This is a genomic window from Rhizobium sp. P1_C7 (assembly GCF_056406295.1).
In genome coordinates this window covers 72,187-97,270 of the sequence record NZ_JBFUAL010000002.1, presented here as the reverse complement: position 1 = coordinate 97,270, position 25,084 = coordinate 72,187, and the positions used below count along the sequence as shown (strand labels likewise).

General features: G+C 59.2%; 24 protein-coding genes and 1 tRNA gene. 7 read left to right on the top strand and 18 right to left on the bottom strand.

From position 1 onward, the window contains the following. Positions 1-64 precede the first annotated feature (64 nt). The 13 genes from glmS to pcsA all read right to left on the bottom strand — a co-directional run bounded on the left by glmS (position 65) and on the right by pcsA (position 15,391). Positions 65-1,891, bottom strand: coding sequence for a glutamine--fructose-6-phosphate transaminase (isomerizing) (glmS, locus tag AC1D2R_RS03565; RefSeq protein ID WP_477964838.1), 1,827 nt, complete (start codon positions 1,889-1,891; stop codon positions 65-67). Between the two features lie 106 nt (positions 1,892-1,997). Beyond that, positions 1,998-3,359 carry a bifunctional UDP-N-acetylglucosamine diphosphorylase/glucosamine-1-phosphate N-acetyltransferase GlmU gene (glmU, locus tag AC1D2R_RS03560; protein ID WP_477964836.1) on the bottom strand — a complete coding sequence of 454 codons (1,362 nt, stop codon included), beginning with the start codon at positions 3,357-3,359 and terminating at the stop codon, positions 1,998-2,000. An 82-nt stretch (positions 3,360-3,441) separates the two neighbouring features. Then, positions 3,442-4,182: a FadR/GntR family transcriptional regulator gene (locus tag AC1D2R_RS03555; RefSeq protein ID WP_477964834.1), complete on the bottom strand. Its 741-nt coding sequence runs from the start codon at positions 4,180-4,182 to the stop codon at positions 3,442-3,444. Between the two features lie 26 nt (positions 4,183-4,208). After that, positions 4,209-5,177: a galactofuranose ABC transporter, permease protein YjfF gene (gene yjfF, locus AC1D2R_RS03550; RefSeq protein WP_477964832.1), complete on the bottom strand. Its 969-nt coding sequence runs from the start codon at positions 5,175-5,177 to the stop codon at positions 4,209-4,211. Beyond that, positions 5,174-6,190, bottom strand: a complete 1,017-nt coding sequence (locus AC1D2R_RS03545) for an ABC transporter permease (RefSeq protein WP_477964830.1) — start codon at positions 6,188-6,190, stop codon at positions 5,174-5,176. Before AC1D2R_RS03545 ends, yjfF begins: the two co-directional genes overlap by 4 nt. Beyond that, positions 6,187-7,710 (bottom strand): galactofuranose ABC transporter, ATP-binding protein YtfR, encoded by a 1,524-nt coding sequence (gene ytfR, locus AC1D2R_RS03540; protein ID WP_477964828.1) that lies wholly within the window; start codon positions 7,708-7,710, stop codon positions 6,187-6,189. The genes AC1D2R_RS03545 and ytfR overlap by 4 nt, the downstream gene beginning before the upstream one ends. Before the next feature lie 119 nt (positions 7,711-7,829). Next, positions 7,830-8,792 carry a galactofuranose ABC transporter, galactofuranose-binding protein YtfQ gene (gene ytfQ / locus AC1D2R_RS03535; protein ID WP_037061626.1) on the bottom strand — a complete coding sequence of 321 codons (963 nt, stop codon included), beginning with the start codon at positions 8,790-8,792 and terminating at the stop codon, positions 7,830-7,832. A 147-nt stretch (positions 8,793-8,939) separates the two neighbouring features. Next, on the bottom strand, positions 8,940-10,013 hold the full coding sequence (locus AC1D2R_RS03530; protein WP_477964826.1) for a BMP family ABC transporter substrate-binding protein: 1,074 nt from the start codon (positions 10,011-10,013) through the stop codon (positions 8,940-8,942). Positions 10,014-10,062: 49 nt separating this feature from the next. Next, positions 10,063-10,983: an ABC transporter permease gene (locus tag AC1D2R_RS03525; protein ID WP_477964824.1), complete on the bottom strand. Its 921-nt coding sequence runs from the start codon at positions 10,981-10,983 to the stop codon at positions 10,063-10,065. Next, positions 10,980-12,065 (bottom strand): ABC transporter permease, encoded by a 1,086-nt coding sequence (locus AC1D2R_RS03520; protein WP_477964822.1) that lies wholly within the window; start codon positions 12,063-12,065, stop codon positions 10,980-10,982. Before AC1D2R_RS03520 ends, AC1D2R_RS03525 begins: the two co-directional genes overlap by 4 nt. Further along, positions 12,055-13,629 (bottom strand): ABC transporter ATP-binding protein, encoded by a 1,575-nt coding sequence (locus tag AC1D2R_RS03515; protein ID WP_477964820.1) that lies wholly within the window; start codon positions 13,627-13,629, stop codon positions 12,055-12,057. Before AC1D2R_RS03515 ends, AC1D2R_RS03520 begins: the two co-directional genes overlap by 11 nt. Positions 13,630-13,668: 39 nt before the next feature. Next, entirely contained in the window at positions 13,669-14,652 is a 984-nt protein-coding gene (locus tag AC1D2R_RS03510; RefSeq protein WP_477964818.1) for a quinone oxidoreductase family protein, read from the bottom strand. Between the two features lie 10 nt (positions 14,653-14,662). Then, positions 14,663-15,391 (bottom strand): phosphatidylcholine synthase, encoded by a 729-nt coding sequence (gene pcsA / locus AC1D2R_RS03505; RefSeq protein ID WP_477964816.1) that lies wholly within the window; start codon positions 15,389-15,391, stop codon positions 14,663-14,665. 248 nt (positions 15,392-15,639) lie between these two features. Between pcsA and AC1D2R_RS03500 the strand changes: the two genes are divergently transcribed. Beyond that, entirely contained in the window at positions 15,640-16,452 is an 813-nt protein-coding gene (locus AC1D2R_RS03500) for a ferredoxin--NADP reductase (RefSeq protein ID WP_477964814.1), read from the top strand. A 50-nt stretch (positions 16,453-16,502) separates the two neighbouring features. On the opposite strand, the gene AC1D2R_RS03495 is transcribed toward AC1D2R_RS03500, so the two are convergent. The 5 genes from AC1D2R_RS03495 to AC1D2R_RS03475 form a co-directional block, all read right to left on the bottom strand. Beyond that, positions 16,503-17,117: a GntR family transcriptional regulator gene (locus tag AC1D2R_RS03495; RefSeq protein WP_477964812.1), complete on the bottom strand. Its 615-nt coding sequence runs from the start codon at positions 17,115-17,117 to the stop codon at positions 16,503-16,505. 106 nt (positions 17,118-17,223) lie between these two features. Further along, positions 17,224-18,432, bottom strand: a complete 1,209-nt coding sequence (locus AC1D2R_RS03490; RefSeq protein ID WP_477964810.1) for an ABC transporter permease — start codon at positions 18,430-18,432, stop codon at positions 17,224-17,226. Next, the gene (locus AC1D2R_RS03485) at positions 18,413-19,138 is read right to left on the bottom strand and encodes an ABC transporter ATP-binding protein (RefSeq protein WP_477965383.1); all 726 of its coding nucleotides are present in this window, start codon (positions 19,136-19,138) and stop codon (positions 18,413-18,415) included. The genes AC1D2R_RS03490 and AC1D2R_RS03485 overlap by 20 nt, the downstream gene beginning before the upstream one ends. A gap of 17 nt (positions 19,139-19,155) precedes the next feature. Further along, positions 19,156-20,454, bottom strand: a complete 1,299-nt coding sequence (locus AC1D2R_RS03480; RefSeq protein ID WP_477964808.1) for an efflux RND transporter periplasmic adaptor subunit — start codon at positions 20,452-20,454, stop codon at positions 19,156-19,158. A 174-nt stretch (positions 20,455-20,628) separates the two neighbouring features. Continuing rightward, entirely contained in the window at positions 20,629-20,835 is a 207-nt protein-coding gene (locus AC1D2R_RS03475) for a hypothetical protein (protein ID WP_477964806.1), read from the bottom strand. Positions 20,836-21,170: 335 nt separating this feature from the next. Between AC1D2R_RS03475 and AC1D2R_RS03470 the strand changes: the two genes are divergently transcribed. The 6 genes from AC1D2R_RS03470 to AC1D2R_RS03445 all read left to right on the top strand — a co-directional run bounded on the left by AC1D2R_RS03470 (position 21,171) and on the right by AC1D2R_RS03445 (position 24,905). After that, positions 21,171-21,350, top strand: a complete 180-nt coding sequence (locus tag AC1D2R_RS03470; protein ID WP_477964804.1) for a hypothetical protein — start codon at positions 21,171-21,173, stop codon at positions 21,348-21,350. A 216-nt stretch (positions 21,351-21,566) separates the two neighbouring features. Beyond that, positions 21,567-21,642, top strand: a tRNA-Lys gene (locus AC1D2R_RS03465). 709 nt (positions 21,643-22,351) lie between these two features. Beyond that, positions 22,352-22,987 carry a hypothetical protein gene (locus AC1D2R_RS03460; protein WP_477964802.1) on the top strand — a complete coding sequence of 212 codons (636 nt, stop codon included), beginning with the start codon at positions 22,352-22,354 and terminating at the stop codon, positions 22,985-22,987. Positions 22,988-23,692: 705 nt separating this feature from the next. After that, positions 23,693-23,830, top strand: coding sequence for an entericidin domain-containing protein (locus AC1D2R_RS03455; protein WP_477965381.1), 138 nt, complete (start codon positions 23,693-23,695; stop codon positions 23,828-23,830). 169 nt (positions 23,831-23,999) lie between these two features. Beyond that, a complete protein-coding gene (locus AC1D2R_RS03450) occupies positions 24,000-24,248 on the top strand; it encodes a hypothetical protein (RefSeq protein WP_477964800.1) in 249 nt (82 codons plus the stop codon). A 309-nt stretch (positions 24,249-24,557) separates the two neighbouring features. Then, entirely contained in the window at positions 24,558-24,905 is a 348-nt protein-coding gene (locus AC1D2R_RS03445) for a helix-turn-helix domain-containing protein (RefSeq protein ID WP_477964798.1), read from the top strand. The last annotated feature ends 179 nt before the right edge of the window (positions 24,906-25,084 follow it).

The window sequence follows — 25,084 nt, the reverse complement described above, 5'->3', positions numbered from 1 at the left end:
CCCCGTGATCTCCACGGCGAAGCTGCCAGAATTTGCCGTGACGCACAAGCCTTTGCGGCTGGCCTCACTCTACCGTGACCGATTTCGCGAGATTGCGCGGCTGATCGACATCCGTCCCCAAAAACACTGCCGTATGATAAGCAAGTAGCTGAATCGGCAGCGAGAAAATCATCGGCGCAATAATCTCGTCGACGTTCGGCAAGGTGATCGTTGCCATGGTCGGCAGCTTCGAAGCCGCCGCCCCCGCCTCGTCGGTGATGAAAATGATACGGCCGCCGCGGGCTGCGACTTCCTGCATGTTGGAGACCGTCTTATCGAAGAACCGGTCATAAGGCGCGATCACGATAACCGGCATATTCTCGTCGATCAGCGCAATCGGCCCGTGCTTCAGCTCACCGGCGGCATAGCCCTCAGCATGAATGTAGGAGATTTCCTTGAGCTTGAGAGCGCCTTCCATGGCGAGCGGGAAGCTCGTGCCACGGCCGAGGTAGAGAACGTCGCGGCATTTCGAAAGTTCGCGCGAAAGGCTTTCCATCTGCGGCTGGATCGAATTCAGCACGCGGCTCATGATGCGCGGCATTTCCGCCAGATGGCGAACGAGTTCCCTTTCCTGCACGGCGCTGATCGTTCCCCTCGCCTTGCCGGCACCAAGCGCCAGCGATGCGAGAACAGCAAGCTGGCAGGTGAAGGCCTTTGTCGAGGCAACGCCGATCTCCGGCCCGGCCATGATCGGGAAAACGGCATCCGCCTCACGGGCGATCGTCGATTCCCTGACGTTGACCACCGCGCCGATCTTCAGCCCGCGCTCCTTGCAATAGCGCAACGATGCAAGCGTATCGGCGGTTTCGCCTGACTGGGAGATGAAAAGCGCTGCCTGCCTTGGCGACAGCGGCATTTCGCGGTAGCGGAACTCCGAGGCAACATCAATCTCGACGGGCAAGCGCGCGTAGCGCTCGAACCAGTATTTTCCGACGAGGCCGGCCAAATAGGCAGTGCCGCAGGCCGAAATGGCGAGGCCCGTGGTCGCCTTGAAGTCAATCGCTGCCGCGTTGGTGCCTACGGTGTTGCTGGCAAAGTCCACGTAGTGGCTGAGGGCATGAGAGATGACTTCCGGCTGCTCATAGATTTCCTTCTCCATGAAATGCCGGTGATTGCCCTTGTCAACAACATAGGCCGTCGTCTGAGAAATCTGCCGCGGTCGCTCGATCACCTTGCCCGTATAGTCGAGGATCGACGCACCGTCCTTCGTCAGGACAGCCCAGTCGCCGTCGACGAGGTAGGTGATTTCATTGGTGAAGGGCGAAAGAGCGATCGCATCGGAACCAAGGAACATTTCGCCCTTGCCATAGCCGATGGCAAGCGGCGGGCCGGAGCGGGCCGCCATGATCGTACCGGGATCGCTCTGCAGCATCACGGCGAGCGCGTAGGCACCGCTCACACGATTGAGCATCTTCATCATCGCCGCGCGGGGTTCAAGCCCATCTTGCAGGTATTTCGCGATCAGGTGGGCGACGACCTCGGTGTCGGTCTGCGTGTGGAAGATCGCGCCTTCCGCCGTCAGCTCGTCGCGCAGCTCGGAGAAATTCTCGATGATGCCGTTGTGGACGACCGCGACGCCTTGCACGAAATGCGGGTGTGCGTTGGTCTCGTTGGGCACGCCATGCGTCGCCCAGCGCGTATGCGCTATCCCTGTCGTGCCTGGCAGCGGTTCGGCATCAAGGCGCTTCTCGAGGTTGAATAGCTTGCCTTCCGCGCGGCGGCGCTCCAGTGCGCCGTCATGAACGGTCGCAATGCCGGCAGAATCATAGCCGCGATACTCAAGCCGCTTCAGCGCATCGACAAGACGCTCCGCGACCGGACTGTTTCCAACGATCCCAACAATTCCGCACATGCAAATCCCCAGAGCCTTCCGTTTCGGAGGCAAGTCGTAGCAATTTTCTCTTGTTTCTCAATCGGCTCGGCGGTCACTTTCGATTTCCAGCCGTTACGAAAGTCCGTCAACCCCTAGCTTTCTTCGCTGCCTTGACGACAAGCGCGCGCTCGCGCAGGACGGTTGCGCGCCCCGGCTTTACTTCCTGACGCGCGCGCCCGAGTGCCAACGCGTCGGCCGGCACATCCGAAGTGATGACGCTGCCAGATGCGACATAGGCGTTGTCGCCGATGCTGACGGGCGCGACGAGCGACGAGTTCGAGCCGACAAAGGCATTCTCGCCGATCAGCGTCTCGCTCTTGTTGACGCCGTCATAGTTGCACGTGACCGTGCCTGCGCCAATGTTTGCACCGGCGCCGATTTTCGCATCGCCTATATAGGTCAAGTGATTGACCTTGGCGCCCTCGCCGATCTTGCCGTTCTTGACTTCGCAGAAATTGCCCACTTTCGCACCCGTTGCCAAATCGGCGCCCGGCCGAAGCCGCGCGAATGGACCGACCGTTGCGCCGGCGCTGACATGCGCGCCTTCGATATGGGAGAAGGCATGGATGACTGCACCGCCCTCGATAACGCTGCCGGCTCCGAACACGACGTTCGGCTCAATCAGCGCGTCCTGACCTATGACCGTGTCGTATGAAAGGAAGACTGTTTCAGGCGCAATCATGGTGACGCCCGATATCATCAGTTCATGCCGGCGGCGTTCCTGCCACAAGCGTTCGATCACGGCGAGTTCGGCACGGTTGTTGCAACCGGTCATTTCGACTTCCGGCGCATCGACTGCCGTCACGCGCCCGCCGAGCGAACGGGCGATCTCGACGAGATCAGTCAGATAGTACTCGCGCTTTGCATTGCTGTTACCGATGCGAGAGAGGAGATCGAGCGCCTTGTGACCGTTGATCGCCATCAGGCCGCTGTTGCACCAGGTGACGGCGCGCTCGGCGTCGGTCGCGTCCTTCTCCTCGCGGATGGCGATGAGCTCTCCGTCCTTGACAAGCAGGCGACCGTAGCCGGTTGGCCTGTCCGTGTGAAACCCGATAACTACGATGTCACTTCCATCCGCAAGGCCCTGACGCGCGGCCTTCAGCGGGCCATCCGTCTGCAGCGGCACATCTCCGTAGGTGACGATGATGTCGTCATAGCCGCGGGCAATCGCATCCTTTGCCGCAAGAACTGCATGGCCGGTTCCCAGGCGTTCCTTTTGAAGGTACGCCTCGATTGCGACGCCGCTGACACTTGCCGCTTTTGCCACCTCGACCGCGTCGCGTCCAACGACAAGCGCCACGGACGCGATGTCGGTCTTTGCCACAGCGTCGACAACATGCGCGATCATCGGACGGTTCGCAACGGAATGCAGAACCTTCGACTTCGACGACTTCATTCGCGTGCTGTCGCCTGCGGCGAGAATGACGGCAAGGCACGTGCGTTCCATGGTTTGCTCCAAGAATCCGTTGAGGGCGGCGTTTTGCAGCCTCATAGCAGCAAGACAAACGAGGGACAAAGGTCAAAATTGATTAGGCTGGAGTCTTGGCAATCGATGCGTAGGATTCGCGCACGTGATTACGACCCTCGACGATGACCGCTTCCATTGCCTTTCGGGCCCCCTGGACGTCACCGCTCACGACCGCCTTGACGATTCGCATGTGCGTATTTGCGATATTGGAGAAACCGTTCTGCGAGGGCGGCGTGCTGATCCGGAACATGCCGACAAGGGCGGCTTCAATCAGACTTCCCAGCGTGTGCATGAACGGGTTGTGGGCAGCATCGGCAATCGCCAGATGAAAGCGCAAGTCTGCAAGAGCGAGACTTTCCGTCGTATGGCCAGGCTGCGCCATTTCCAGAGCGAGACTGGTGAGCTGCTCGATATCGATCCCGCTCGCCCGCTCCGCCGCAAGGCCCGCCGCAAAGGGCTCGACCGCGAGACGGATGTCATAGAGCTGCAATAGGAACTCTTCGGTGACGCCATTGTCAAAATGCCAGGCAATGACCTCGCTGTCGAACATGTTCCATTGGTTTTTCTCCGTCACCCGCGTGCCGACGCGCGCCTTGGCGACGATCATGCCCTTGGCAGCCAGCGTCTTCATCGTCTCGCGAAGGACTGTCCGCGACACCTTGAAGCGCTGCGCAAGTTCGAGATCGCCGGGCAGAATGCTTCCCACGGGATAGGTTCCTGCGACGATCGCCCGCCCGAGCTCATCCACCACCTGCGCATGGCTGGTGCGAGATCTCCGCAGCATCTTTCCCGTATCAAGCATTCGATTGCGCAAACAACACCCCTCCGTCAGGCATACCTCTTGTTCAAGCGTGATAGGAACAGGATGCCCTTCTGCATTAGAATGAATGCGAAGAGCAGCAGGCCGATCAGTATCTTCGTCCACCAGCTGGAAAGTGTTCCGTCGAAGGTAATGTAAGTCTGAATAAGCCCCTGAATGAGAAGCCCGATGAAGGTTCCCGCCACAAATCCCGCTCCTCCCGTCAGCAGTGTCCCCCCAATGACCACTGCCGCGATAGCATCGAGTTCGACGCCAACCGCCGCCAAGGAATAGCCGGCGGACGTATAAAGCGAAAAAACGATTCCTGATAGACCAGCGAGGAAGCCGGACAGGGCGTATATCAGGATCGTGGTGCGTCCGACAGGAACGCCCATCAGCTGTGCCGTCTGCGCACCGCCCCCAAGCGCGTAGACATTGGCTCCAAAGCGGGTTCTGTGCGCGATGAATATACCGGCGGCAAAAACAAGCAGCATGACAATCCCAACCAGCGTCAAGCGACCTGCGCCAGGCAGCTTGTAGTAAAGCCCCGACAGCGTCGTGTAGTAGTCGTGGTTGATCGGGATGCTGTCGATCGACAGGACGAAGGCCATGCCACGGGCCAGGAACATGCCCGCGAGCGTGACGATGAATGCCGGCATCTGGAGATAGTGGATCACCGCGCCCATCGCGCCGCCGAATGCCGTGGTGATGACGAGCACAAGCGCGAAGGCCAGTAGCGGATGGATCGTGGTGTTCTGCAAGACGACCGCCAGAAATACGCCGGTAAAGGCAATCACCGAGCCGATCGACAGATCGATGCCACCCGAGATGATCACAAAGGTCATGCCGACGGCCGCAATGCCGAGGAAGGCGTTGTCGGTCAGAAGGTTGCCGATCACGCGCGTCGACAGCATGTTAGGATACTGCAGCGCGCAGACTGCATAGGACAGAACGAAGATCACGATTGTGGCCAGCAGGGGCAGGTATTTTGAGTTCATTTCTGAAGCTCCCCTCTCAGACTCGGCCGACGTCCAAGGAAGACAGCAGCTGATTGCACCGCAGGCGACTGGATCACCAGAATGACAAGCACGATCACCGCCTTGATGATCAGGTTGAACTCGGGCGGGAAACCCGACAGCAGGATGCCGGTGTTGACCGCCTGGATGATCATCGCACCGATCAACGAGCCGATGATGCTGAACCGACCGCCAAGCAGAGAATTGCCGCCGACGACCACCGCAAGGATGGCGTCGAGCTCCAGCCACAGGCCGGCATTGTTTGCGTCCGCTCCCTTGATGTCGGCGGCGACGATGATGCCGGCGATAGCAGCACAGAGCCCGCTCAGAATATAGACCGCCATCAGCAGCACCGGCGTTCTCACACCGGACAGTGTGCTCGCATGCCGGTTGATGCCGGTTGCCTCGATCAGCATCCCAAGCGCGGTTCGCCGTACCAACAGCGTGACAAGCGCTCCTACAACCAACCAGATCACCACGGGCATGGGCATGAAGGCAAAGGATCCGCTGCCGAAGAAGATCAACCCGTCGTCGTTGAAGGTCATGATCACACCCTCGGTGATCAGCTGGGCAATGCCGCGGCCGGCAACCATCAGAACCAGCGTCGCAATGATCGGCTGAATGTTGAGGATGGCCACCAGAAACCCGTTCCACGCTCCGCAGGCGAGCCCCACGAGTATGGTCACGAACAATGTCCAGCCGAGCGAGTTGCCCGAGACAATTGACGATGCAGACACCGCTCCGCAGATCGCGACAACAGCGCCGACCGACAGGTCGATGCCTTTCGTCGCGATCACAAGTGTCATGCCGATCGCCAACAGGGCAACGGGCGCGCCGCGGTTCAGCACATCGATCACGCTGCCATACAGCCGGCCATTCTGAATAGTCACATTAAAGAACTGCGAAAACATGATGAAATTCAAAAGAAGAATGACAGCCAGTGCAATCAGCTGAGGAGCAAGACGTACGAGCAGTGCCTTTTGTGACGAAGTCATGCGTCCTCCGTCTTCTTCTGCACAGCGGCGATCGCCTGCACGATCCGCGCGGTGCTTAAGCTGTCGCCGGCAAGTTCCGCTACATGCTCTCTATCCCGCAATACCAAGATACGTGAGCTATAGGCTATAAGCTCTTCTAATTCCGATGAAATCACGATCAATGACATGCCTTTTTCACACAGTTGCTCGATCAGGCGAATGATCTCCGCGTGAGCGCCGACATCGATGCCGCGCGTGGGCTCGTCCAGGATAAGAAATTCCGGATTGGTTGCCAGCCACCGGGCGAGGATAGCCTTCTGCTGGTTGCCTCCGGAAAGCAGGCGGATTGGCTTTTCCCTATCCGTCGTACGGATGTCCAGCGCCTTGATGTATTGGTCCGCCAGTGCGTTCTGCTCGCCGCGCGACAGAGGTCTGGCCCACCCCCTGCGGGCCTGCAGCGCCAGCGCGATGTTTTCGCGGATCGACAAGTCGCCAATGATCCCGTCGGTCTTGCGGTCTTCCGGGCAGAAGCCAAAGCCATTGCGGATCGCTGCCCGGGGGCTAGACAATGAGACCGGCTTCCCATCCACCTTCGCCGTACCGCTGTCGGCATGCTCGATGCCGAACAAAAGCTCCGCTGTCTCGGTCCGTCCGGAGCCGAGCAGCCCGGCGACACCGACAACTTCTCCGACACGAACCTTGAGGTCGAACGGCTTCACCTTGCCGCGCTTGCCGTAGCCCTCGAAGCTGTATCTCACAGGCCCGGCGGCAATCGAGCGCTCCTTGACGGCGGCCTCGGCGTGCGCCAGCTCGTGACCCAGCATCATTGAGATCAGCCCCTGACGCGGCAATTCTGCCGTGTCGTGGGTGCCCACCAACTTGCCATTTCTGAGGACAGTGATCCGGTCGCTAATTTCGGATACTTGCTCCAAGAAATGCGTAATAAACACAATTCCTAATCCGCGTTTCTTCAGGTCGTGCATGATGCGAAACAGCATGGCCACTTCCTGAGCATCGAGACTTGCAGTCGGCTCGTCGAGAATGAGAACCTTGCCGGACAGATCGACTGCGCGGGCTATGGCAACGACCTGTTGGACGGCGACCGAAAAACGGTCGAGTTGCGCGGTCACATCGATATCGACGCCGTATTCTTCAAGCAGAGCGCGGGCCTGCCTGTTCATGGCGCGAACGTCGATCATGCCGAACCGCTTCGGCTGGCGCCCGATGAAGAGGTTTTCGGCGACACTGAGATTCGGTAGGAGGTTGACTTCCTGGTAGACCGTGCCGATGCCGAGCTTCTGGGCAGCGAGAGTATCGGCAGGATCGATCTCGGCACCCTCCAGCATGAGGCTGCCCTCGTCGCGGCGATAGGCACCGGTTATGCACTTGATCAGCGTCGATTTGCCGGCACCGTTTTCACCGAGCAACGCGTGAACCTCGCCCTTGCGCAGGGTGAAGTCGACCTTGTCGAGCGCAACCGCGCCGGGGAAGAATTTAGACACCCCGGATGCGGCAAGGACGTTCTCGAAATCGTGAATCATGAAGGCGCTTTTTCCTGATATTGACCCATATTGCCGCGCCGCGGCCGGACATGATGCCCGGCAAAGGTCAGGCAGTTCCGCACCTGCCCATGACGGGCCGGTGCGGTTCCAACATCAGATCAGTAGCCGAGGCCCTTCTTGGACTCGTAGACCTTCTTCGGATCGTCAGCCTGGGTGTAGAGCTTCGATTCCGTCTGGATCCACTTCGGCGGAGCCTTCTTGTCCTTCAGGTAAGCGTCGAGAGCGTCGAACGCCGGACCAGCCATATTCGGCGTCAGTTCGACGGTGGCGTTGGCCTCGCCGGCTTCCATAGCCTTGAAGATGTCAGGAACGGAGTCGATCGAGACGACAAGGATATCCTTACCTGGTTTCAGGCCAGCTTCCTTGATTGCCTGGATGCCGCCGACGGCCATGTCGTCGTTATGCGCATAGAGAGCGCAGATGTCCTTGCCCCCGTTCTCAGCCTTCAGGAAGCTTTCCATGACTTCCTTGCCTTTGGTGCGGGTGAAGTCGCCGGTCTGGCTACGAACGATCTTAAAGTTCGACTTGCCTGCAATGGCTTCCTCGAAGCCCTTCTTGCGGGCGATCGCCGGCGACGAGCCGGTGGTGCCCTGAAGCTCGACGATATCGCACTTCTTGTCGCCGACCGTCTTCACGAGCCAGTCGCCGGCAACCTTGCCTTCATGAACCTGATCGGAGGTGACGGCGGTGAGGTAAAGGTCTTCAGGAGCCTTGATGTTGCGGTCAAGCAGGATGACAGGGATATCGGCTTCCTTGGCTTCCTTCAGGACTGCGTCCCAGCCGGTCTCGACGACGGGGGCGAGTAGGATGGCATTGACGCCCTGAGCGATGAAGGATCGGATCGCCTTGATCTGGTTTTCCTGCTTTTGTTGGGCATCGGCGAACTTCAGATCGATGCCGCGCTTTTTGGCTTGCTCTTTGGTGACGGTCGTTTCAGCGGCACGCCATCCGGATTCCGAGCCGATTTGCGAGAATCCTACGACGAGCTCGGCAGCTGACGCCGAACCGAACATGCAGGCAGCAAGAATCGTAGCACTCAAGAGTGCAGTCTTCAATTTCATGATTTCCTCCCAAAGCCGCCTCCTAGCGGCACGCACTAGGAAAATCATATAGTATTACTTTTGTAAATGCACATTATTGCATGCAGTGCAGCAAAAAGGGCGCCCGACGGGGGCGCCCTTTCGCATCTGCTAATTGAGGCGACCGGCTTACTTCGGCAACTTGTCGTCAACGCCGTCGACGTAGAAGTTCATGCCGAGCAGGGTACCGTCATCGGCCTTCTCGCCAGCCTTCAGCCAAGGCGTCCCATCCTGCTTGTTGATCGGGCCGGTGAAGGGATGCAGTTCGCCCGACTTGATCTTGGCTTCGGTTTCCTGGGCCATCTTCTTCACGTCGTCAGGCATGTTGGTGTAGTCCGCCATCTTGAGGATGCCGTCCTTCAGACCATCCCAGCTCTGCTCGGACTTCCAGGTGCCGTCCAGGAGCGCGTGAACGCGCTTGGAGTAGTAGTTACCCCAGGTGTCGACGATCGCCGTCAGTTGAGCCTTCGGGCCGGCTGCGATCATGTCTGAAGCCTGGCCGAACGCGTGGATGCCGCGCTCCTCGGCAACCTGCATCGGTGCCGTCGTATCGGTGTGCTGCGTCAGAACGTCGACGCCCTGGTCGACCATCGCCTTTGCGGCATCGGCTTCCTTGCCTGGGTCAAACCAAGTGTTCACCCAGATGACCTTGAGCTTGAAGTCAGGGTCGATCGACTTGGCGCCCTGCTCGAAGGAGTTGATCCCCATGACGACTTCCGGAATCGGGAAGGAGGCGATGTAGGCAGCGCCGTGGTTCTTGGACGTCTTTGCTGCGATCTGGCCGAGGATGTAGCGGCCTTCATAGAATCGCGAGTTGTAGGTCGCGAGATTCGGACCGGACTTGTAGCCGGTGCCGTGCTCGAACTTCACGTTCGGGAACTTGGCGGCAACCTTCACGGTCGCGTCCATGAAGCCGAAGGATGTGGTGAAGATAAGCTTGCAGCCAGAGCGGGCCAGACGTTCGATGGCGCGCTCGGCATCGGGGCCTTCCGGCACGTTTTCAAGATATGGCGTATCGATCTTGTCGCCGAATTCCTTCTGGATCTGCTGACGTCCGAGATCGTGCGCCTGCGAATAGCCGCCGTCCGTATGTGAGCCCACGTAAACGAAGCAGATCTTCGTCTTGTCCGCGGCCAGGGCGGCGGACCCGACGGTCAGGATCGTAGCGGCCGATGCGGCGAACGCGAGTGCTAGTTTTTTCATGATAACCCCTGTTGGTTTGAGTTTCCGGAAGCCCGTCTCATTTTTGTGCTTAGCGTTCCGGGACGAAAGGCTTTCCCAGCGACGCAGGCGTATTGATCAACGTCGTGCGCCGATTATGAGAAATGATGACGAGAACCACAATAGTCGCCGCATAGGGCAGCATCGACAGGAACTGCGCCGGGATGCCGACGCCAAAAGCCTGCGCGTGCAGCTGCAGGATCGTGACGGCGCCGAAGAGGTAACCGCCGGCGAAGACGCGCAATGGACGCCAGGAGGCGAAAACCACCAGCGCCAGCGTGATCCAGCCGCGACCAGACGACATATTCTCAACCCACTGCGGTGTATACACCAGCGATAGCTGCGCGCCCGCGAGGCCCGCACATGCGCCGCCGAACATCACGGCGAGATAGCGGGTGCGAATGACGTTGATGCCGAGCGCATGGGCAGAGCCGTGGCTGTCTCCGATCGCGCGGAGCTTGAGACCCGTGCGGCTGCGGAACAGGAACCACCTGACGCCGAAGAGTAGCGCAAGCGACAGATAGACAGTCAGATCCTGCCTGAACAGCACGGAGCCCAGAAGCGGGATATCCGATAGATAAGGGACGACAATCGGCGCAAGCCGAACGCCGGGCACGCTGACGTACCCCTCGCCCAGCATGCCGGATACTCCGAGACCGAGGATCGTCAGCGCCAGGCCGGTCGCCACCTGGTTGGCGACGAGCGTCAGAGTCAGAAACCCGAAGAGCAGCGAGAAGAGTGCGCCGGCACCGATCCCGGCAAACAGCCCAATGTACGGCGAGCCCGTCACTTGCGCGCCGGCAAAGGCTGCGACGGCCCCCATGATCATCATGCCTTCGACGCCGAGATTGAGCACGCCGGATCGCTCGACCACCAACTCGCCGAGTGCTGCGATGACGAGCGGTGTCGACGCAGTGATGACGGTCAGGAGGATTGCTTCGAAAATACTCATGCAACGCCTCCCCGCAGTCGCGACCAGACAATCCGGATCTTGTAGTAGATCAACGTATCGCAGGAGAGCACGAAGAAGAGCAGCAGGCCCTGGAAGACGCGGGTGACCTTGTCGGAGACGCCGATCGAAAGCTGCGCTGCTTCGCCGCCGAGATAGGTCAGCGCAAGCACCAGTCCAGACGCGACGATGCCGAGAGGATTGAGACGCCCGAGAAACGCAACGATGATCGCGGTGAAGCCATAACCGGGAGAGATGGCCGGTTGCAGGTGACCGATCGAGCCGGACACTTCGGAAATGCCGGCAAGCCCAGCGAGCGCGCCTGAAAAGAGAAAACTGAACCAGATCATCTTCTTCGACGAAAACCCGGCGAAGCGCCCTGCCCGCTCGGATTGGCCAAGCACCACGATCTCGAACCCACGCAGCGTGTATTTCAGCATGAACCAGACGAGGATGGCAGCGACGATGGCGAAAACGAATGCCCAGTGCGCGCGGCCGGACTCCTCCCAGATCGCAGGCAACGTCGCCTCAGGGGCGAACGGCACGCTTTCGGGAAAATTGAAGCCCTGCGGGTTGCGCCAGGCGCCGCGGATCAGCCAATCGAGGAAAAGCTGCGCGATGTAGACCAGCATGAGGCTCGTCAGGATCTCATTGGTGTTGAAGTGCGCCTTCAGAAGTGCCGGGATGGCAGCGAAAAACGCGCCTCCTATTGCCCCCATGACCAGCATCAGCGGCAGCACCATCGGCGAGTGCCACTCGGTAAACAGGATCGGCAGAATGGAGCCGGCAATCGCGCCCATCGTAAACTGGCCTTCGGCGCCGATATTCCAGTTGTTCGAGCGATAACAGACGGCGAGCCCAACCGCGATCAGGATCAAAGGTGCTGCCTTGACAGCCAATTCGTGCAGCGACCAGACTTCGAGCAGCGGCTCGAGGAAGAAGGCGTCCAGCGCCTCGACCGGATCCTTGCCGAGAATCCCAAACATGACGGCACCGGCGATCAGCGTCAGCGCCAACGCCAACAGCGGCGATACGAAACCGTATAGCCGGGAAGCCTGAGGCCGCTTTTCGAGTTCAATGCGCATGGGCCGTCTCCGGTGCGGTCGTGCTATCATGCAGGCCGCCCATCAAGAGGCCGATCTTTTCACGCGACAATTCGCCGGCGGCGAAGGGCTGCGACAGTCGACCCTCGGAGATGACCGCGATTTCAGTCGCAACCTCGAATATCTCGTCGAGGTCCTGGCTGATGACCACCACTGCGGAACCCTTGCGCGCCAGATCGACGAGCGCTTGTCGAATGCGGCTGGCCGCCCCTGCGTCGACACCCCACGTCGGCTGGTTGACGACCAGAACCATGGGCTGGCGGTCGAGCTCGCGGCCGACGATGAATTTCTGCAGGTTGCCCCCTGAAAGCGAGCCCGCGGCAGGATCCTCGCCGCTCTTTCGCACGTCCATCACCTCGGAAATGCGCTTGGTCGCACTCTTCACTGCACTGCGGCGAATGACCTTCAGAAAGCCGCCGCCGAGGAACGCCTTGCGATCGGATTGGCTGCGCGCCAGGACCAGATTGTCCGAGAGCTTCATGGCAGAGACGGCAGCGTGGCCGTGGCGTTCTTCGGGCACAAAGCCGGCGCCGAGCAGACGACGGGCGGTAATTCCGAGCGTCCCGACCGGCTTGCTACGGATGGTCACGGCTGCGGGTGTCGAGACCGGATATTCGCCGGACAGGGCATCGAAAAGCTCACCCTGGCCGTTCCCGGCAACACCGGCGATCGCCAGGATTTCACCCGAACGCACGGCCAGCGACACGTTCCTGAGCGGCACGGCGAAGGGCGTGCGAGCCGCGACAGACAGGTTTGACACCGCGAGCTGGACATCGCCCTTGTTGCCGCGATCCGGGTGCGTGACGACGGCGACGTCGTTGCCTACCATCATGCGGGCGAGCGAGGCCGGGGTCTCGCGACGAGGGTCGCACGCGCCCGTCACATTGCCATGCCGAAGAACGGTGGCGCGATCACAGATGCGCTGCACCTCTTCCAGCCGATGGCTAATATAGAGGACGGAACGGCCTTCAGCCTTCAGCTTGAACAGGGTTTCAAAAAGCCTGTCGGCCTCCTGCGGCGTCAGCACCGAGGTCGGCTCGTCGAGAATGATGAGCTTGGGGTTTTGCAGAAGCGCCCGCACGATCTCGATGCGCTGGCGCTCGCCGACAGACAGATCTGCGACATGGGCGTGCGGATCGAGCGGCAGGCCGTAGGTGCGTGAAAGCGCGCGCGCCTCCTCGGCGATCTTGCCGATCGGAATGCTGTCGTCCAGGGAAAGCGCGATATTCTCGGCAACGGTCAGCGCCTCGAAAAGCGAGAAATGCTGAAAGACCATACCTATGCCGAGCTTTCGGGCGGCGCCCGGCGATGTGATCGAGACGGGTCGCCCTTCCCACACCACTTGTCCATCCGTCGGCTCGAGAACGCCGAAAAGCATCTTCACCAGCGTGGATTTTCCGGCGCCGTTCTCACCGAGAAGAGCGTGGATTTCACCCTGCGCGATATCGAGATCGATGTGGCTGCAGGCAGCAAAGCTGCCAAAGAGCTTAGTCAGCTTCTGAACCGACAATAACGCGCCGGAAACCGGCACATCCGATGAAGACACGTTCCCCTCATTTCCCTCTGCCGACCTGCCCGTTATGGATCATTCTGGGATCAGCAGTGTAGTTCCGGTCGTTTTTCTTGACTCCAAATCCGTGTGGGCCTGCCCAACCTCACGCAACGGATAGGTTTGGTTGATATTGATACGCACTTTGTTCCTCAAAACAACATCAAATAGCGCGTTTGCACAATCAGTTAGCTCATCGTGCGTGGCGATGTAGGAGAAAAGCGTGGGGCGCGTCGCAAAGAGCGAGCCCTTCTGCGCGAGCATCGCCAGCGTGAAGTTTTCGACTGGCCCGGAAGACTGCCCGAAGGAAACGAACATGCCGAGCCGCTTCAAACAGTCGAGGGACTGTGGAAAGGTATCGCGGCCGATAGAGTCGTAGACGACATCAACTCCCCTGCCGCCCGTGATCTCCCGAACCCGGTTTACAAAATTCTCTGTGTTGTAGTTGACGACGTGATCGTAGCCATGCTCGAGCGCCATGCGCACCTTGCTGTCCGAGCCCGCGGTGCCGATCACCGCAGCCCCGAGCGCCTTCGCCCATTGGCCGGCAATTTGGCCGACGCCGCCCGCAGCCGCGTGGAACAGGATCGTCGTGCCGGGGCCGACCTTGAACGTACGGTTCAGCAAATATTCTGCAGTCATGCCCTTCAGCATCATCGACGCGGCGGTCTCCAGCGAGATACCATCCGGCACCTTTACGAGATGCTTCGTCTCGATATTCCGCTCGACGCTGTAGGCGCCGTCCGAACCGGCATAGGCAACGCGATCCCCGAGCTTGAAATCGTCCACCCCGAGGCCGAGTGCAATGACTGTGCCCGCAGCCTCCTTTCCCGGCACGAAGGGCATGTGTGGTGCCCTATAGAGGCCCGTGCGGAAATAGACATCGATGAAATTCAGGCCGATCGCGGCGTGCCTGATCTGCACTTCACCGGCAGACGGCGGCGGCAGGTCGATGTCCGCATATTCCAGAACCTCGGGCCCCCCGGTCCTGTTCAGCAATATCGCTTTGGTCGTGGCCATAGTCCGCCTCCTATGCGTTCCGTCCCAGCGCCGGGAAAAACTGCAGAACGGCACCGATGCAGTAGAGATAGATGCCGCTCACAACGAAGAGGACAAGCGCCCAATGCGGGATACTGAAGTGCATCAGAAGCGCGTACATCCCCAGTGCTGACCACAACAGAAAGATACCGAGGTTCAGGGGCCGCAGGCGTTGAACGCGGACCGGGTGCAGAAAGTTAATTGGCAGGAACGTCAGGACCACCGATACGGTGACGACGACCAGCGCCGTGACCGCGCTCGCATCGATGACGAAGAGCGTGAAGACGATCATGTTCCAGACAACCGGGAACCCGGAGAAGAAATACTCGTCGGTCTTCATGCCCATGTCGGCGTAATAGATGGCGCTTGACACGACGATCATTCCCGCCGAAACGAACGACCAAGGCTCGCCTATCATACCGCTCTGGTAAAGGGCAAAGGCCGGCAACAGCACATAGGTCACGTAGTCGATTATGTTGTCGAGCGTATCACCGGACCAGTTCGGCAGAACTTCCTTGACCTTAACCTTGCGCGCGATCGGCCCATCGATACCATCGACAAGGAGCGCAAGGCCGAGCCACCAGAACATGTCGATAAAACGATGTTCTGCGGCCGCCACCACACCGAGAAATGCCAAAAATGAGCCGGAGGCCGTCAAAATATGGACGGAAAAGGCGCGCATCTCCGCATAAGGTACGCGCTTGTACTTGAAAATCTTCATGTTTCCCCGAGCAGCCCAAGCCATTCGCACCCGGCAGGCGCGATTTTTTGCTTAATATGCATCCTTTGCATCGGTTCGCCAGCGCAAAAGCGACGGATGGACACAGGGCGTTCGAATCCTGACAATGACATGCATATTTCGTGCAAGTCCCCAGAGAAAGAATGGAATACCTTTATCCGAAGGCCTATTTGTAATATCTCGCTCGCATCGAAAAGATCATTCGACGAACTACGGGATCCGAAACCGCAATGAACGCCCCTGCCAAGACCGAAGACTTCGCCTCACCGATTCCTGCCGGCGTTTATGCCGAAACCGTGCTCAGCGTCACGCACTACACGGATCACCTGTTCCGTTTCACGATGACGCGTCCGCAGGGCTTCCGCTTCCGCTCCGGCGAATTCGCGATGATCGGTCTTATGGTCGAAGGGAAGCCGGTGTTCCGCGCCTATTCCATCGCCAGCCCGGCCTGGGCCGAGGAATTGGAGTTTTTCTCGATCAAGGTTCCGGACGGTCCGCTAACCTCGCACCTGCAGGCAATCAAGCCGGGCGACCAGGTTCTGATGCGCAAGAAGCCCACCGGCACGCTGGTGCTCGATGCGCTTACCCCAGGCCGTCGTCTCTACATGTTCTCGACCGGTACCGGCATCGCACCTTTCGCGAGCCTGATCCGCGATCCCGAGACCTACGAGAAGTACGAGGAAGTCATCCTCACCCATACGACGCGCGACGTCGCCGAACTGAAATACGGCTTCGACCTCATGCAGGAGATTCAGCAGGACGAACTGCTCAAGGAAGTCGTCGGCGACAAGCTGCGCCACTACGCGACCGTTACCCGCGAGGATTTTGAATATCGTGGCCGCATCACCGACCTGATCTCATCGGGCAAGCTGTTTGCCGACCTCGGCGTGCCGCCTCTCGATCCGGCGATCGATCGCGGCATGATTTGCGGCTCCTCCGCGATGCTCAAGGACACCAAGGCACTCCTGGAAAACGCGGGCCTCAACGAAGGTGCCAACAGCAAGCCCGCGGAATTCGTGATCGAACGGGCTTTCGTCGGCTAAGCCCAAGGGCACACGGACTGAGATCGCGGCCCTGGAAACAGGGCCGCTTTTCATTGGTAACTGAGGTAATCGATGAGCGACGTCATCGCCTTGCGGGCGTCGGCTGCCTTGCTTTGCTGAATGGCACGGATAACGGCGACGTGCAGCGAGATAGACCGGTCCATGCGATCGGGGTTTGCCGTCGAGTACCATAGCCTGCGCGAATGCGTCTGAACGGGCGCAAGCGCCGAAATGATGAAGGCGTTCGGACATGCTTCTTCAAGAATTTCGTCAAACGTCTTGTCGGCGGCAAAAAACGCAGCCAAATCACCGCTGACCGCGCTGTCTCCCATCGTACGCGCGCAGTCTACAAGCTGATTTCGCTGCTCATCGCTCGCATGTTCCGCCACAAGCGCTGCAGCAATCGGTTCGAGTTCGCGGCGAACCTGCATGACGTGGCGGTGGTCACTCGGCTTGATCTCGGCGATCTGCAGACCGACACGCGGTTTCACGACAATCAGGCGCTGCCAGGCGAGTTTCTGGATAGCCTCCCTCACCGGCGTGCGACCATGACCCGAAAGATCGATAAGCTGTTTCTCGGTCACAAGCGCGCCGGGCAGCAAGGCCAGGGTCACGATCGCGTGCTCCAGCGCCAGGTAGGCAAGGTGGCTCTGTGAATTCTGCATCGCGGATCCGTATTCGCTCTGATATATCTTAACGAGCCGCGCCTTGAATGCAATGGTAAGTTGCTTTGATATATCAGAGTAATATACCGGCGCCGCGGCCAACCGGTTATTCGTGGCGCAACGCTTCGATCGGATTGAGCTGTGCTGCGCGCCGCGCCGGAAAGTAACCGAATATCATGCCGATCGCGGCCGAGAAGACGAATGCCACAGCAATCATCATGGGGCTTACGACAAAGGGCACTTTCAACAGCGTCACAGCGCCGAAGCCGAGGCCCAGCCCGAGCAAAATGCCGGTGATCCCACCGAAGATGGAGAGGGCGACTGCCTCCACGAGGAACTGCAGCAGAACCTGCTTCTCCAAAGCTCCGATCGCCAGTCTGATGCCAATCTCGCGCGTGCGTTCGGTGACCGAGACCAGCATGATGTTCATGATGCCGATACCGCCCACGAGCAGGCTGATCGCCGCAACCGCGCCCAGCAGGCTGGTCAGTAGCATGGTCGTGCCGGTCATGGCTTCGGCAATCTGCGTCATGTCGTTGACGTTGAAATCGTCGTCGCGGCCGGGAACGATCTTGCGCCGCTCGCGCAGGAGGTTTTCCGTTTCCGATTGCACCTTCGACGTCGAAACGCCGTCGCGCGCCGAGATCACCACCATCGAGACGTTTGCGTTGGCTTTGCCGCCGATCCGGCGCTGATAGACTTTGACAGGCATCACGACGACATCATCTTGGTCGTTGCCCATGCCGGACTGGCCGCGCTTGGCGAGCACTCCGATCACGCCGCAAGACACCTTGCCGACCCTGATCTGCTGTCCGGTGGGATCGGCGGCACCGAAGAGCTGCGAGCGGACCGTCTCCCCCAGGATGCAGCGAGCGCGACCCCGCTCTTCGGCGGCCTCGAAGGTGCGACCGACCGCCATGTCCCAGTCCTGGGCGATAAGGTAATCGTTTGTCGTTCCCATGACGGTCGTCGAATGGCTCTGACCGCCGTAGATGACAGTCGCGGTTGTCTGGTTCAGCGGCGCGACTGCGCGCAGACCGCGGACCTGATCGCGGATGGCATCTACATCGGCAACGGTGAAGCGCCGTGCCTCGGAACTCGCGCGGCCGGGGCCGAACTGGCCGGGGCGCGCAAACAGCATGTTCGTTCCAAGGCGCGACAGCTCGGATGTCACCTGGGCTGTCGTGCCATTGCCGATCGTCACCAACGCAATGACGGCTGCAACGCCGATGACGACGCCGAGAACGGTGAGGAAGGAACGCAGCATGTTGCGGCTGATCGCCCGCAGCGCGAGTTTAAGCGTCTCGAAGAACATGCTCTGCCCTCCCGCTCTCGGCACCCTCCGTTTCAAGCTTCCCGTCGACAAAGCGCAGGAGCCGCTGCGCATAGGCCGCAATGTCTGGCTCATGGGTCACCATGACGATCGTAATGCCCTGCTCTCGGTTGAGACGCGTCATCAGATCCATGATTTCCACACTGGTCTTGGTATCGAGATTGCCGGTCGGTTCGTCGGCAAGCAGCAGCGACGGCCGCGTGACGATCGCCCGCGCGATGGCGACGCGCTGTTGTTGACCACCCGAGAGCTCTTGCGTCTTGTGATGCTCGCGCCCGGACAGGCCGACAAGGCCCAGGGCTTCTCGGGCCAGCCGATGACGCTCGCCGGCGTGCATGCCGCGGTAGATCAGCGGCAACTCGACATTCTCCACCGCCGACGTCCTCGGAAGCAGATTGAAACCCTGGAAAACGAACCCCAGCATGTGACGGCGCAGCATCGTCAGCTGCGCGCGATCGAAGCCGCGCGTGGAAATCCCTTGAAAAAGATAGTCCCCCGCGGTCGGCACGTCGAGACAGCCGAGAATGTTCATCGCCGTCGACTTGCCGGAGCCGGACGGCCCCATGATAGCGACGAACTCATGCGTGCGGATCGACAGATCGACAGCATCGAGCGCGCGAATTGCCGCCTCTCCCTGACCATAGATCTTGGACACATGCCTGAATTCGATGAGTGGCGGGTTCGGCATCGTCATGTTCCGGCCGCCTATTTCGACTGCTCGGTCGAGTCGGTGACCAGGGCGTCGTTCTCCTTCAATTCGCCGGAAACGACCTGGGTGAACTGCCCGTCCGACGAGCCAACCTGGACGACGACAGGAACAGGCTTTCCGGCCCTCAGCACCCAGACCCGACGTTTGGCGCCGGTCAAAGCCTCGCCGCCCTGATTGCCGCCGCTGCGCGGTCCCATCCGCGGCGGTCTAAACAACCCGAAAAGTCCCCGTCCGCGGGATGATTCGACAGCAGGCGGCGCATAGCGAAGCGCCTGATTCGGAACCATCAGCGTGTCCTTGACCGCCTCGACCGTAACATCAGCTGTCGCCGTCATGCCGGGACGCAGTAGCAGATCGGCATTGTCGACCGACAGGATCGCCTTGTAGGTCACCACGTTGTTCGTCGTCTCCGACGCGAAACGTATCTGCTTGATCTCGGCCGGGAACGTGCGATCAGGATAGGCATCGACGGTAAATACTGCCCTCTGGCCAACCGCGATCTGGCCGACATCGGCCTCATCGACATCGACCTGCAGCTCCATCTTTCTGAGGTCGCCGCCGATAACAAATAACACGGGCGCCGAGAGAGATGCGGCAACCGTCGCCCCTGGATCGACAGAGCGCGTCAGAATCACGCCGTTGATCGGCGACACGATTTTTGCCTTTGCAAGGTTCATCTCCGCGAGCTGTAGATCGGCTTCCGCCGACAGCACCGCGGCTTCGTTAATTTCCTTTGCGGCAACGGCCGAATCAAGCTTGTACCGTGCGTCCTCCAGGCTCTGCTGGGTGGAGACGCTGCTCTGGACCAGATTGCGGATTCGCCCGTGTGAACTCTGAGCGGATTCAAGATCAGCATTGGCCTTGACCACATTGGCCTTGGCCGAATCAAGCTTGGCGCGCGTGCTCTTGACGTCCGCCTCCAGCTTGTTGGTGTCCAGCACGGCCAAAACCTCGCCTGATTTGACCTCGCTGTTGTAGTCGACGTTGACGTCGCGAACGGTGCCGGACAGCTCGCTGGAAATGTCCACCTGCTCGGTCGGTTGCACCGATCCGGTCGCTGTCACCAGCACGGTCAGATCGCCTCGCTTCGCCGCCTGGGTGGTGTAGCTCAACTGGCTGGCACCCTGCCGCGAATAGACATAGGCTGCGCCCGCGGCGACCAGGATCAGCAGCAGCAGCACCAGCGAGCGCTTGAACCAGCGCCTACTCTTCTGGCGGCCGGACGCCGCAAGAATCGCGGCCAGATCCGCACTTCCGGTTGTCTTCGCCTTGCTGACGTTCCCAGTATCGTTCATTCCCGCCTCGATCAATCTCGACCACGCCGGCCGTCCGTCCTCGAATAGCAACGTGAAGCTGAACGTACGATTATCAGCGACCGCATTGGCATGGAGGCGCTCGAAAAGGAAATGAAATCTTGGTAATGAAAGTCTGGTTTTACTTAGCTCCTTCCTATCCCGCAGCGGGGGGTATCAGGCACCGAGTGCGGCCAGGAAAACAGGCGGACGACGCTTGGCAGCCATCAGAAGGTCAAGCTCGGTCGCCGATGGACCAAACTTGTCAAAGAGGCGCGTCGCTTCGTCCTCATCCAGTCGATACTTCAGCGCGAACTCGATGAGACTGTAGGGACGCCCGCGCAAAACCTTTCGCGTGGTGGGGTGTTCGATCACGTTGGTCATAGCAATCTCCTTTTGATGATAAGGATAAATAGGGCGCTACACGCATTTGTGAAGCATATAGACCGCGCCGAAGAGTTTGATTTACTTAAATATTTTTCGGAACATTCTGTCTTGTCGTGCATTGTGGCACAATGGTGGGAGTGCCTATCGTCGGTTCCACGGCGGAAAGAACATTCTCGCAACAGGTTTGGCAAACGACATCGGCCAAGCGTCCGAACCAACCAGTCGCGCCTGTGCCATCACGAAATATTAAACCGGGGAACCCCTGTGCCCCATTGGGGTTAAGCAGCTTGAGGTCCGACGTGGCCTCAGCTTCAAAGTCCAAGGAGACCGAAATGGCAAACCAAGGTGGAACCCACGATCAGCACGTCAAGGCGGGCAAACAGAGCCAGAAAAACGCCGGCGCCTCCGCAAGCGAGCGCAACATGTCTTCAGGTTCCCGCGACCAGCAGGCTGACAGCAAGAAAGAAAAGCAGATGAAGGGAGGCCAGCAAAGCCTAAAAGGCAAGCACTAGCGCCGACTTGAGACACCGTTCGATAGGCCCACAATACCTCGGCCCGCGCTCAGGCGCGGGCTTTCGTTTACGGACCGGCCATCACGCTTTTTTAGGCTCACCGCAAGAAATGTGTCTAATGCACTGAATAGGGAGAATTTTCGGTTGACCGCGATGGTGTCGCTGCATATGTTCCGCGCACTTCCAGCCGGGGCGCCATTGAGCCTTGGAACAAGGGAGAGCGTAGCTCAGCTGGTAGAGCAACTGACTTTTAATCAGTAGGTCTCGGGTTCGAACCCCGACGCTCTCACCACCGTAAGGCGTTGATCTCAAAGACGAAATTTCAATATTAGAGATTTGTGGCGACAACGCCGGTTTGCATAGTTTACTGGCAGTTTGCAAAACGCGTTCTCAAAGCGTTCTTTCGTCCGCAACCGCGTGTTGAGTGGCTCGCCTCTCACGGGTCGTTACAGGAAGTTGAGCGCGCCTGTGAAACCAGAAGACGGCGCGTATATCAAGCGGACTGGAAATTCCGGATCGGCCAGTCCGTGCGTTATGCCGGGTTGCCGGGGATTTTCCTGTGACGGCAGAGGAGCGCTCGAGGGCGGGAACTCTATCAGGTGTGGCTCACGCGCGGCAGCTTTGGCCGGCCGTATCGGTGGGTGCTAGGGACGGCGCTATCGTGATGATCAGTTCTGCCGGCTCAATGGGGCGGGAAAATTCGTCATCTTCGATGATCCGACCCTCAATTGAGAACCACGGAAAGTCGGCCATGACCTCGATCGCACAACGCTGGCGCTCTACAACCGGAGATGCCGCTACACGGCCGCGACGGGCTAGGGATTTAAAACCTCGTTCGTCGCGGCAGGCGCTTGCCGAGACCGCACCACTGGTTAGTCTGTTTTTGGTGGTCGTTGCATACCTAATGCCGCAAAAATCGACTTCGACCTTTCGAACCTGCCTGTTCAAGAAATATTAGGCGGACTTCCGTAAAGTGGATGCACACGCGCGCTGGAGAAAACATGAAGTCCAGGAATAGATCCAATATAAAGGCTTCAACTGCCATCCCGGTTGCTCTGCTGCTCGGCGCTGCCACGATGCCGCTCTTGGGAACAACCGACGCGCAGGCACAGAACCTCGACGTCGATCAATCGGTATTCGCCTTCGGCGGCATTATGGTCGACGCGGACATGCTCCACACAGCCAATCCTTTCGGTGTCACATACGACAACCTCCCGATCGGCGGCCTCGGCTACCAGTACTTCCCGGCAAGGATGGGCTCCTTCAGGTTCGGACTGGAAGCAGGGCTCGCCGGAAGATTCGGCGGGCATCCGAATGCGGAATTCTGGGGCGGCGTCGTCGGTCGCTACGACGGTTTCGAGATTGGCGATGCTGTCCGTATCTCGCCAGCCTTTACGTTTGGCATCAGCTATGTCACGCATACCCAGGAGGGACGGGAGCGTGAGAACGAGCTTGAACGCGACGGGAACGCCAGAACGCTGTTCTATCTCGGCCCCGAGTTGAACCTTTCCTTCGACGCCATGCCCGACGTCGATTTCTTCTGGCGGGTTCACCACCGGTCCGGAGCCTGGGGGACGCTCGGCGACATGCATGGCGGCTCTAATGCAAATGTCGTTGGCGTGCGGCTCAATTTCTGAAGGACCTTCTTCGTTTCTAAATCTTCCGAATGCCACGATTTATGTTCTCTATCGTTTGCGCCATCGCACGGCAGCTGATCGTGAGATCGCCGTCCTCTGCCAGAAAGGAATCTCGTCGTCCATCTCCCAGTCTTCAGCTGGGCCGCGATTGTCATTCACTGCAACCAGCACGTTGTCGTTAGCGGGCCAGCATGTCGCTAGCAACGTACGCTCAGACGAACGTTGCGCGCGGGCTGCTAGCCCACTTGCAGCCCACAAGACCCGGTGTCAGTTCCCTCCGCATCGGGCTTTTGCTTGATCTGAGCGCCAGTTCGCTTTCCACCGGTTTTCCCTTCATCGGCAAGGAGAAAAGCTATGCCCAAAAGCGATCTGAACGCCGGCTTCACCGGAACGCCCACGTAAGATCCGACAGGCATCAGGAAACGGAAACGGCTACGGACGCCATTGTGCGTGAGTCAACGGCCGTCGTCGCTGGCGTGGTCGAGCATCCAAACACCGCGACGACCATTGTTGTGACCATAGGCGCCTTGGCGTTTTGTCTCGGGTACCGATGGGACGCTTGTCGACGGCAAACGACTACAGTTATTGGCGCTGGGAACTTTCCGGCCTCTAGGTTCTTCCCACGAGGCGCACCCCGCCTGCCAGCTTTTTCAAGACCGAGAAGCCGCCTAAACAAAGGACCTAGAGATGTAATTCGTATCGACGCTGACGTCCACCTGCTTCGTTTTGCTCGCCCTCGCCTCCTGTGCAAACACTATAAAGGGGGTCGGTCGTGATGCAGCAAACACAGTAAACGCCACGCAGAACGCCGGAAAACGTGTCGGTAACGCAGCGGCAAATTAGTCTCCCATCACGAAAAGGCTCGCCACTAACAACAAGAGACGACTGGCAGGCCGACGCTGGTGCATTCCGCTTCAGGCTTAAGGGCGGTCCCGACAGGTCGATGCAGATGAATCTTATTTGCCCGCAGCCCGCAGTAGCCAACGAACTGCCTGCAGTGTAAAGCTCACGCATGGCCCTAGATGCAATCAAATCACTTTCGGATTACGCAGAAGCTAAATGCACCGTGCAGTTCTGGGTTGCCGACGCTCCCGCTGTCGAATTTAATTCTCTCAAGGCCGCTGTCCGCTATGCAAAAGATCAAGGCGGGCGATGGCAGGAGATCGAAATAACGGTGCATCTGCCCAGGGAAGACATCGTCTATGCCACCGAAAAGGTACACCGGTTGATCGATGCATTGGGAGATCGCCGCCGGAAGTAGATTTCCGAAATTCGGGACGCTTTGTGATGGCGTGTGGTCACTTCGGAGTTCCGCTTGACCAGACCGTCCTTGACGGCCGCTGGCGCTCTTCTTCCACTTAGATAAAACCTCGATGATCTGACCGATCAAACTTCCAGATTGCTGTATGTCATGATACGTCGGCTCGCTATCAAGCCGCGCGGCAACAAAGTTCTGTCGAAGGCCTTTGTCGTTGAATGGATGGTCACCGGTGGCTCCTCCCATTGATTAAATTCGCTCATTACGATAACTAGTAGCATCAATTGAGTGGATCAAGCGAGTTTCATCAGCATGAGCGATTTTAATCATGTTATCGGCAAGCAGCTTGCAGCAGCCCGTGCGCTGTTAGGCATGGGCCAGGTTGAATTGGCCACCAAGGCGAATGTCTCTGCGCCGACGCTGCGTCGCATGGAAGCCAGCTTGGGAGCGGCAGAGGGAATGAAGAACAATGTCGCATCAGTAGTCGCCGCCCTGGAGGCAGCCGGCATCACCTTCGTCGACGGCAACGATTCGGGATCCGGCGGACCTGGTGTGCGTCTTACCTCACCTTCTGGTGTATCAATCGGCACCAACGAAGCTGAGACAATCCAATACCGCGACGCCTTAGAGAACGGTGCTCCTCGCGGTGCGGGTGGCTGAGTGGATCGCCGTCTCGATCTTTCTGTCATCAATTTCGTTCTAAAAGTCCTGTGCCGGGAGAACCGAATTGAGCGAGATCGAAGGGCCGTATTGCAGGTCGCTACGCTATTGTTGTCGCTCTGGAAGCAAGGCATGCACGAGACTGGCGAGCTTGAACGCGTTGCTCGGGAGAAGTTGGC

Excerpts from the sequence above, each read along its gene's own strand:
- AC1D2R_RS03555 (WP_477964834.1), bottom strand. The coding sequence starts at position 4,182 with ATGCTTGATACGGGAAAGATGCTGCGGAGATCTCGCACCAGCCATGCG.
- AC1D2R_RS03545 (WP_477964830.1), bottom strand. The coding sequence starts at position 6,190 with ATGACTTCGTCACAAAAGGCACTGCTCGTACGTCTTGCTCCTCAGCTG.
- AC1D2R_RS03495 (WP_477964812.1), bottom strand. The coding sequence starts at position 17,117 with ATGCAGAATTCACAGAGCCACCTTGCCTACCTGGCGCTGGAGCACGCG.
- glmU (WP_477964836.1), bottom strand. The coding sequence starts at position 3,359 with ATGGAACGCACGTGCCTTGCCGTCATTCTCGCCGCAGGCGACAGCACG.
- AC1D2R_RS03520 (WP_477964822.1), bottom strand. The coding sequence starts at position 12,065 with ATGCGCATTGAACTCGAAAAGCGGCCTCAGGCTTCCCGGCTATACGGT.
- AC1D2R_RS03530 (WP_477964826.1), bottom strand. The coding sequence starts at position 10,013 with ATGAAAAAACTAGCACTCGCGTTCGCCGCATCGGCCGCTACGATCCTG.
- pcsA (WP_477964816.1), bottom strand. The coding sequence starts at position 15,391 with ATGAAGATTTTCAAGTACAAGCGCGTACCTTATGCGGAGATGCGCGCC.
- ytfR (WP_477964828.1), bottom strand. The coding sequence starts at position 7,710 with ATGATTCACGATTTCGAGAACGTCCTTGCCGCATCCGGGGTGTCTAAA.
- AC1D2R_RS03475 (WP_477964806.1), bottom strand. The coding sequence starts at position 20,835 with ATGACCAACGTGATCGAACACCCCACCACGCGAAAGGTTTTGCGCGGG.
- glmS (WP_477964838.1), bottom strand. The coding sequence starts at position 1,891 with ATGTGCGGAATTGTTGGGATCGTTGGAAACAGTCCGGTCGCGGAGCGT.
- AC1D2R_RS03510 (WP_477964818.1), bottom strand. The coding sequence starts at position 14,652 with ATGGCCACGACCAAAGCGATATTGCTGAACAGGACCGGGGGGCCCGAG.
- AC1D2R_RS03470 (WP_477964804.1), top strand. The coding sequence starts at position 21,171 with ATGGCAAACCAAGGTGGAACCCACGATCAGCACGTCAAGGCGGGCAAA.
- AC1D2R_RS03480 (WP_477964808.1), bottom strand. The coding sequence starts at position 20,454 with ATGAACGATACTGGGAACGTCAGCAAGGCGAAGACAACCGGAAGTGCG.
- AC1D2R_RS03445 (WP_477964798.1), top strand. The coding sequence starts at position 24,558 with ATGAGCGATTTTAATCATGTTATCGGCAAGCAGCTTGCAGCAGCCCGT.
- yjfF (WP_477964832.1), bottom strand. The coding sequence starts at position 5,177 with ATGAACTCAAAATACCTGCCCCTGCTGGCCACAATCGTGATCTTCGTT.
- AC1D2R_RS03490 (WP_477964810.1), bottom strand. The coding sequence starts at position 18,432 with ATGTTCTTCGAGACGCTTAAACTCGCGCTGCGGGCGATCAGCCGCAAC.
- ytfQ (WP_037061626.1), bottom strand. The coding sequence starts at position 8,792 with ATGAAATTGAAGACTGCACTCTTGAGTGCTACGATTCTTGCTGCCTGC.
- AC1D2R_RS03450 (WP_477964800.1), top strand. The coding sequence starts at position 24,000 with ATGGCCCTAGATGCAATCAAATCACTTTCGGATTACGCAGAAGCTAAA.
- AC1D2R_RS03485 (WP_477965383.1), bottom strand. The coding sequence starts at position 19,138 with ATGCCGAACCCGCCACTCATCGAATTCAGGCATGTGTCCAAGATCTAT.
- AC1D2R_RS03460 (WP_477964802.1), top strand. The coding sequence starts at position 22,352 with ATGAAGTCCAGGAATAGATCCAATATAAAGGCTTCAACTGCCATCCCG.
- AC1D2R_RS03500 (WP_477964814.1), top strand. The coding sequence starts at position 15,640 with ATGAACGCCCCTGCCAAGACCGAAGACTTCGCCTCACCGATTCCTGCC.
- AC1D2R_RS03525 (WP_477964824.1), bottom strand. The coding sequence starts at position 10,983 with ATGAGTATTTTCGAAGCAATCCTCCTGACCGTCATCACTGCGTCGACA.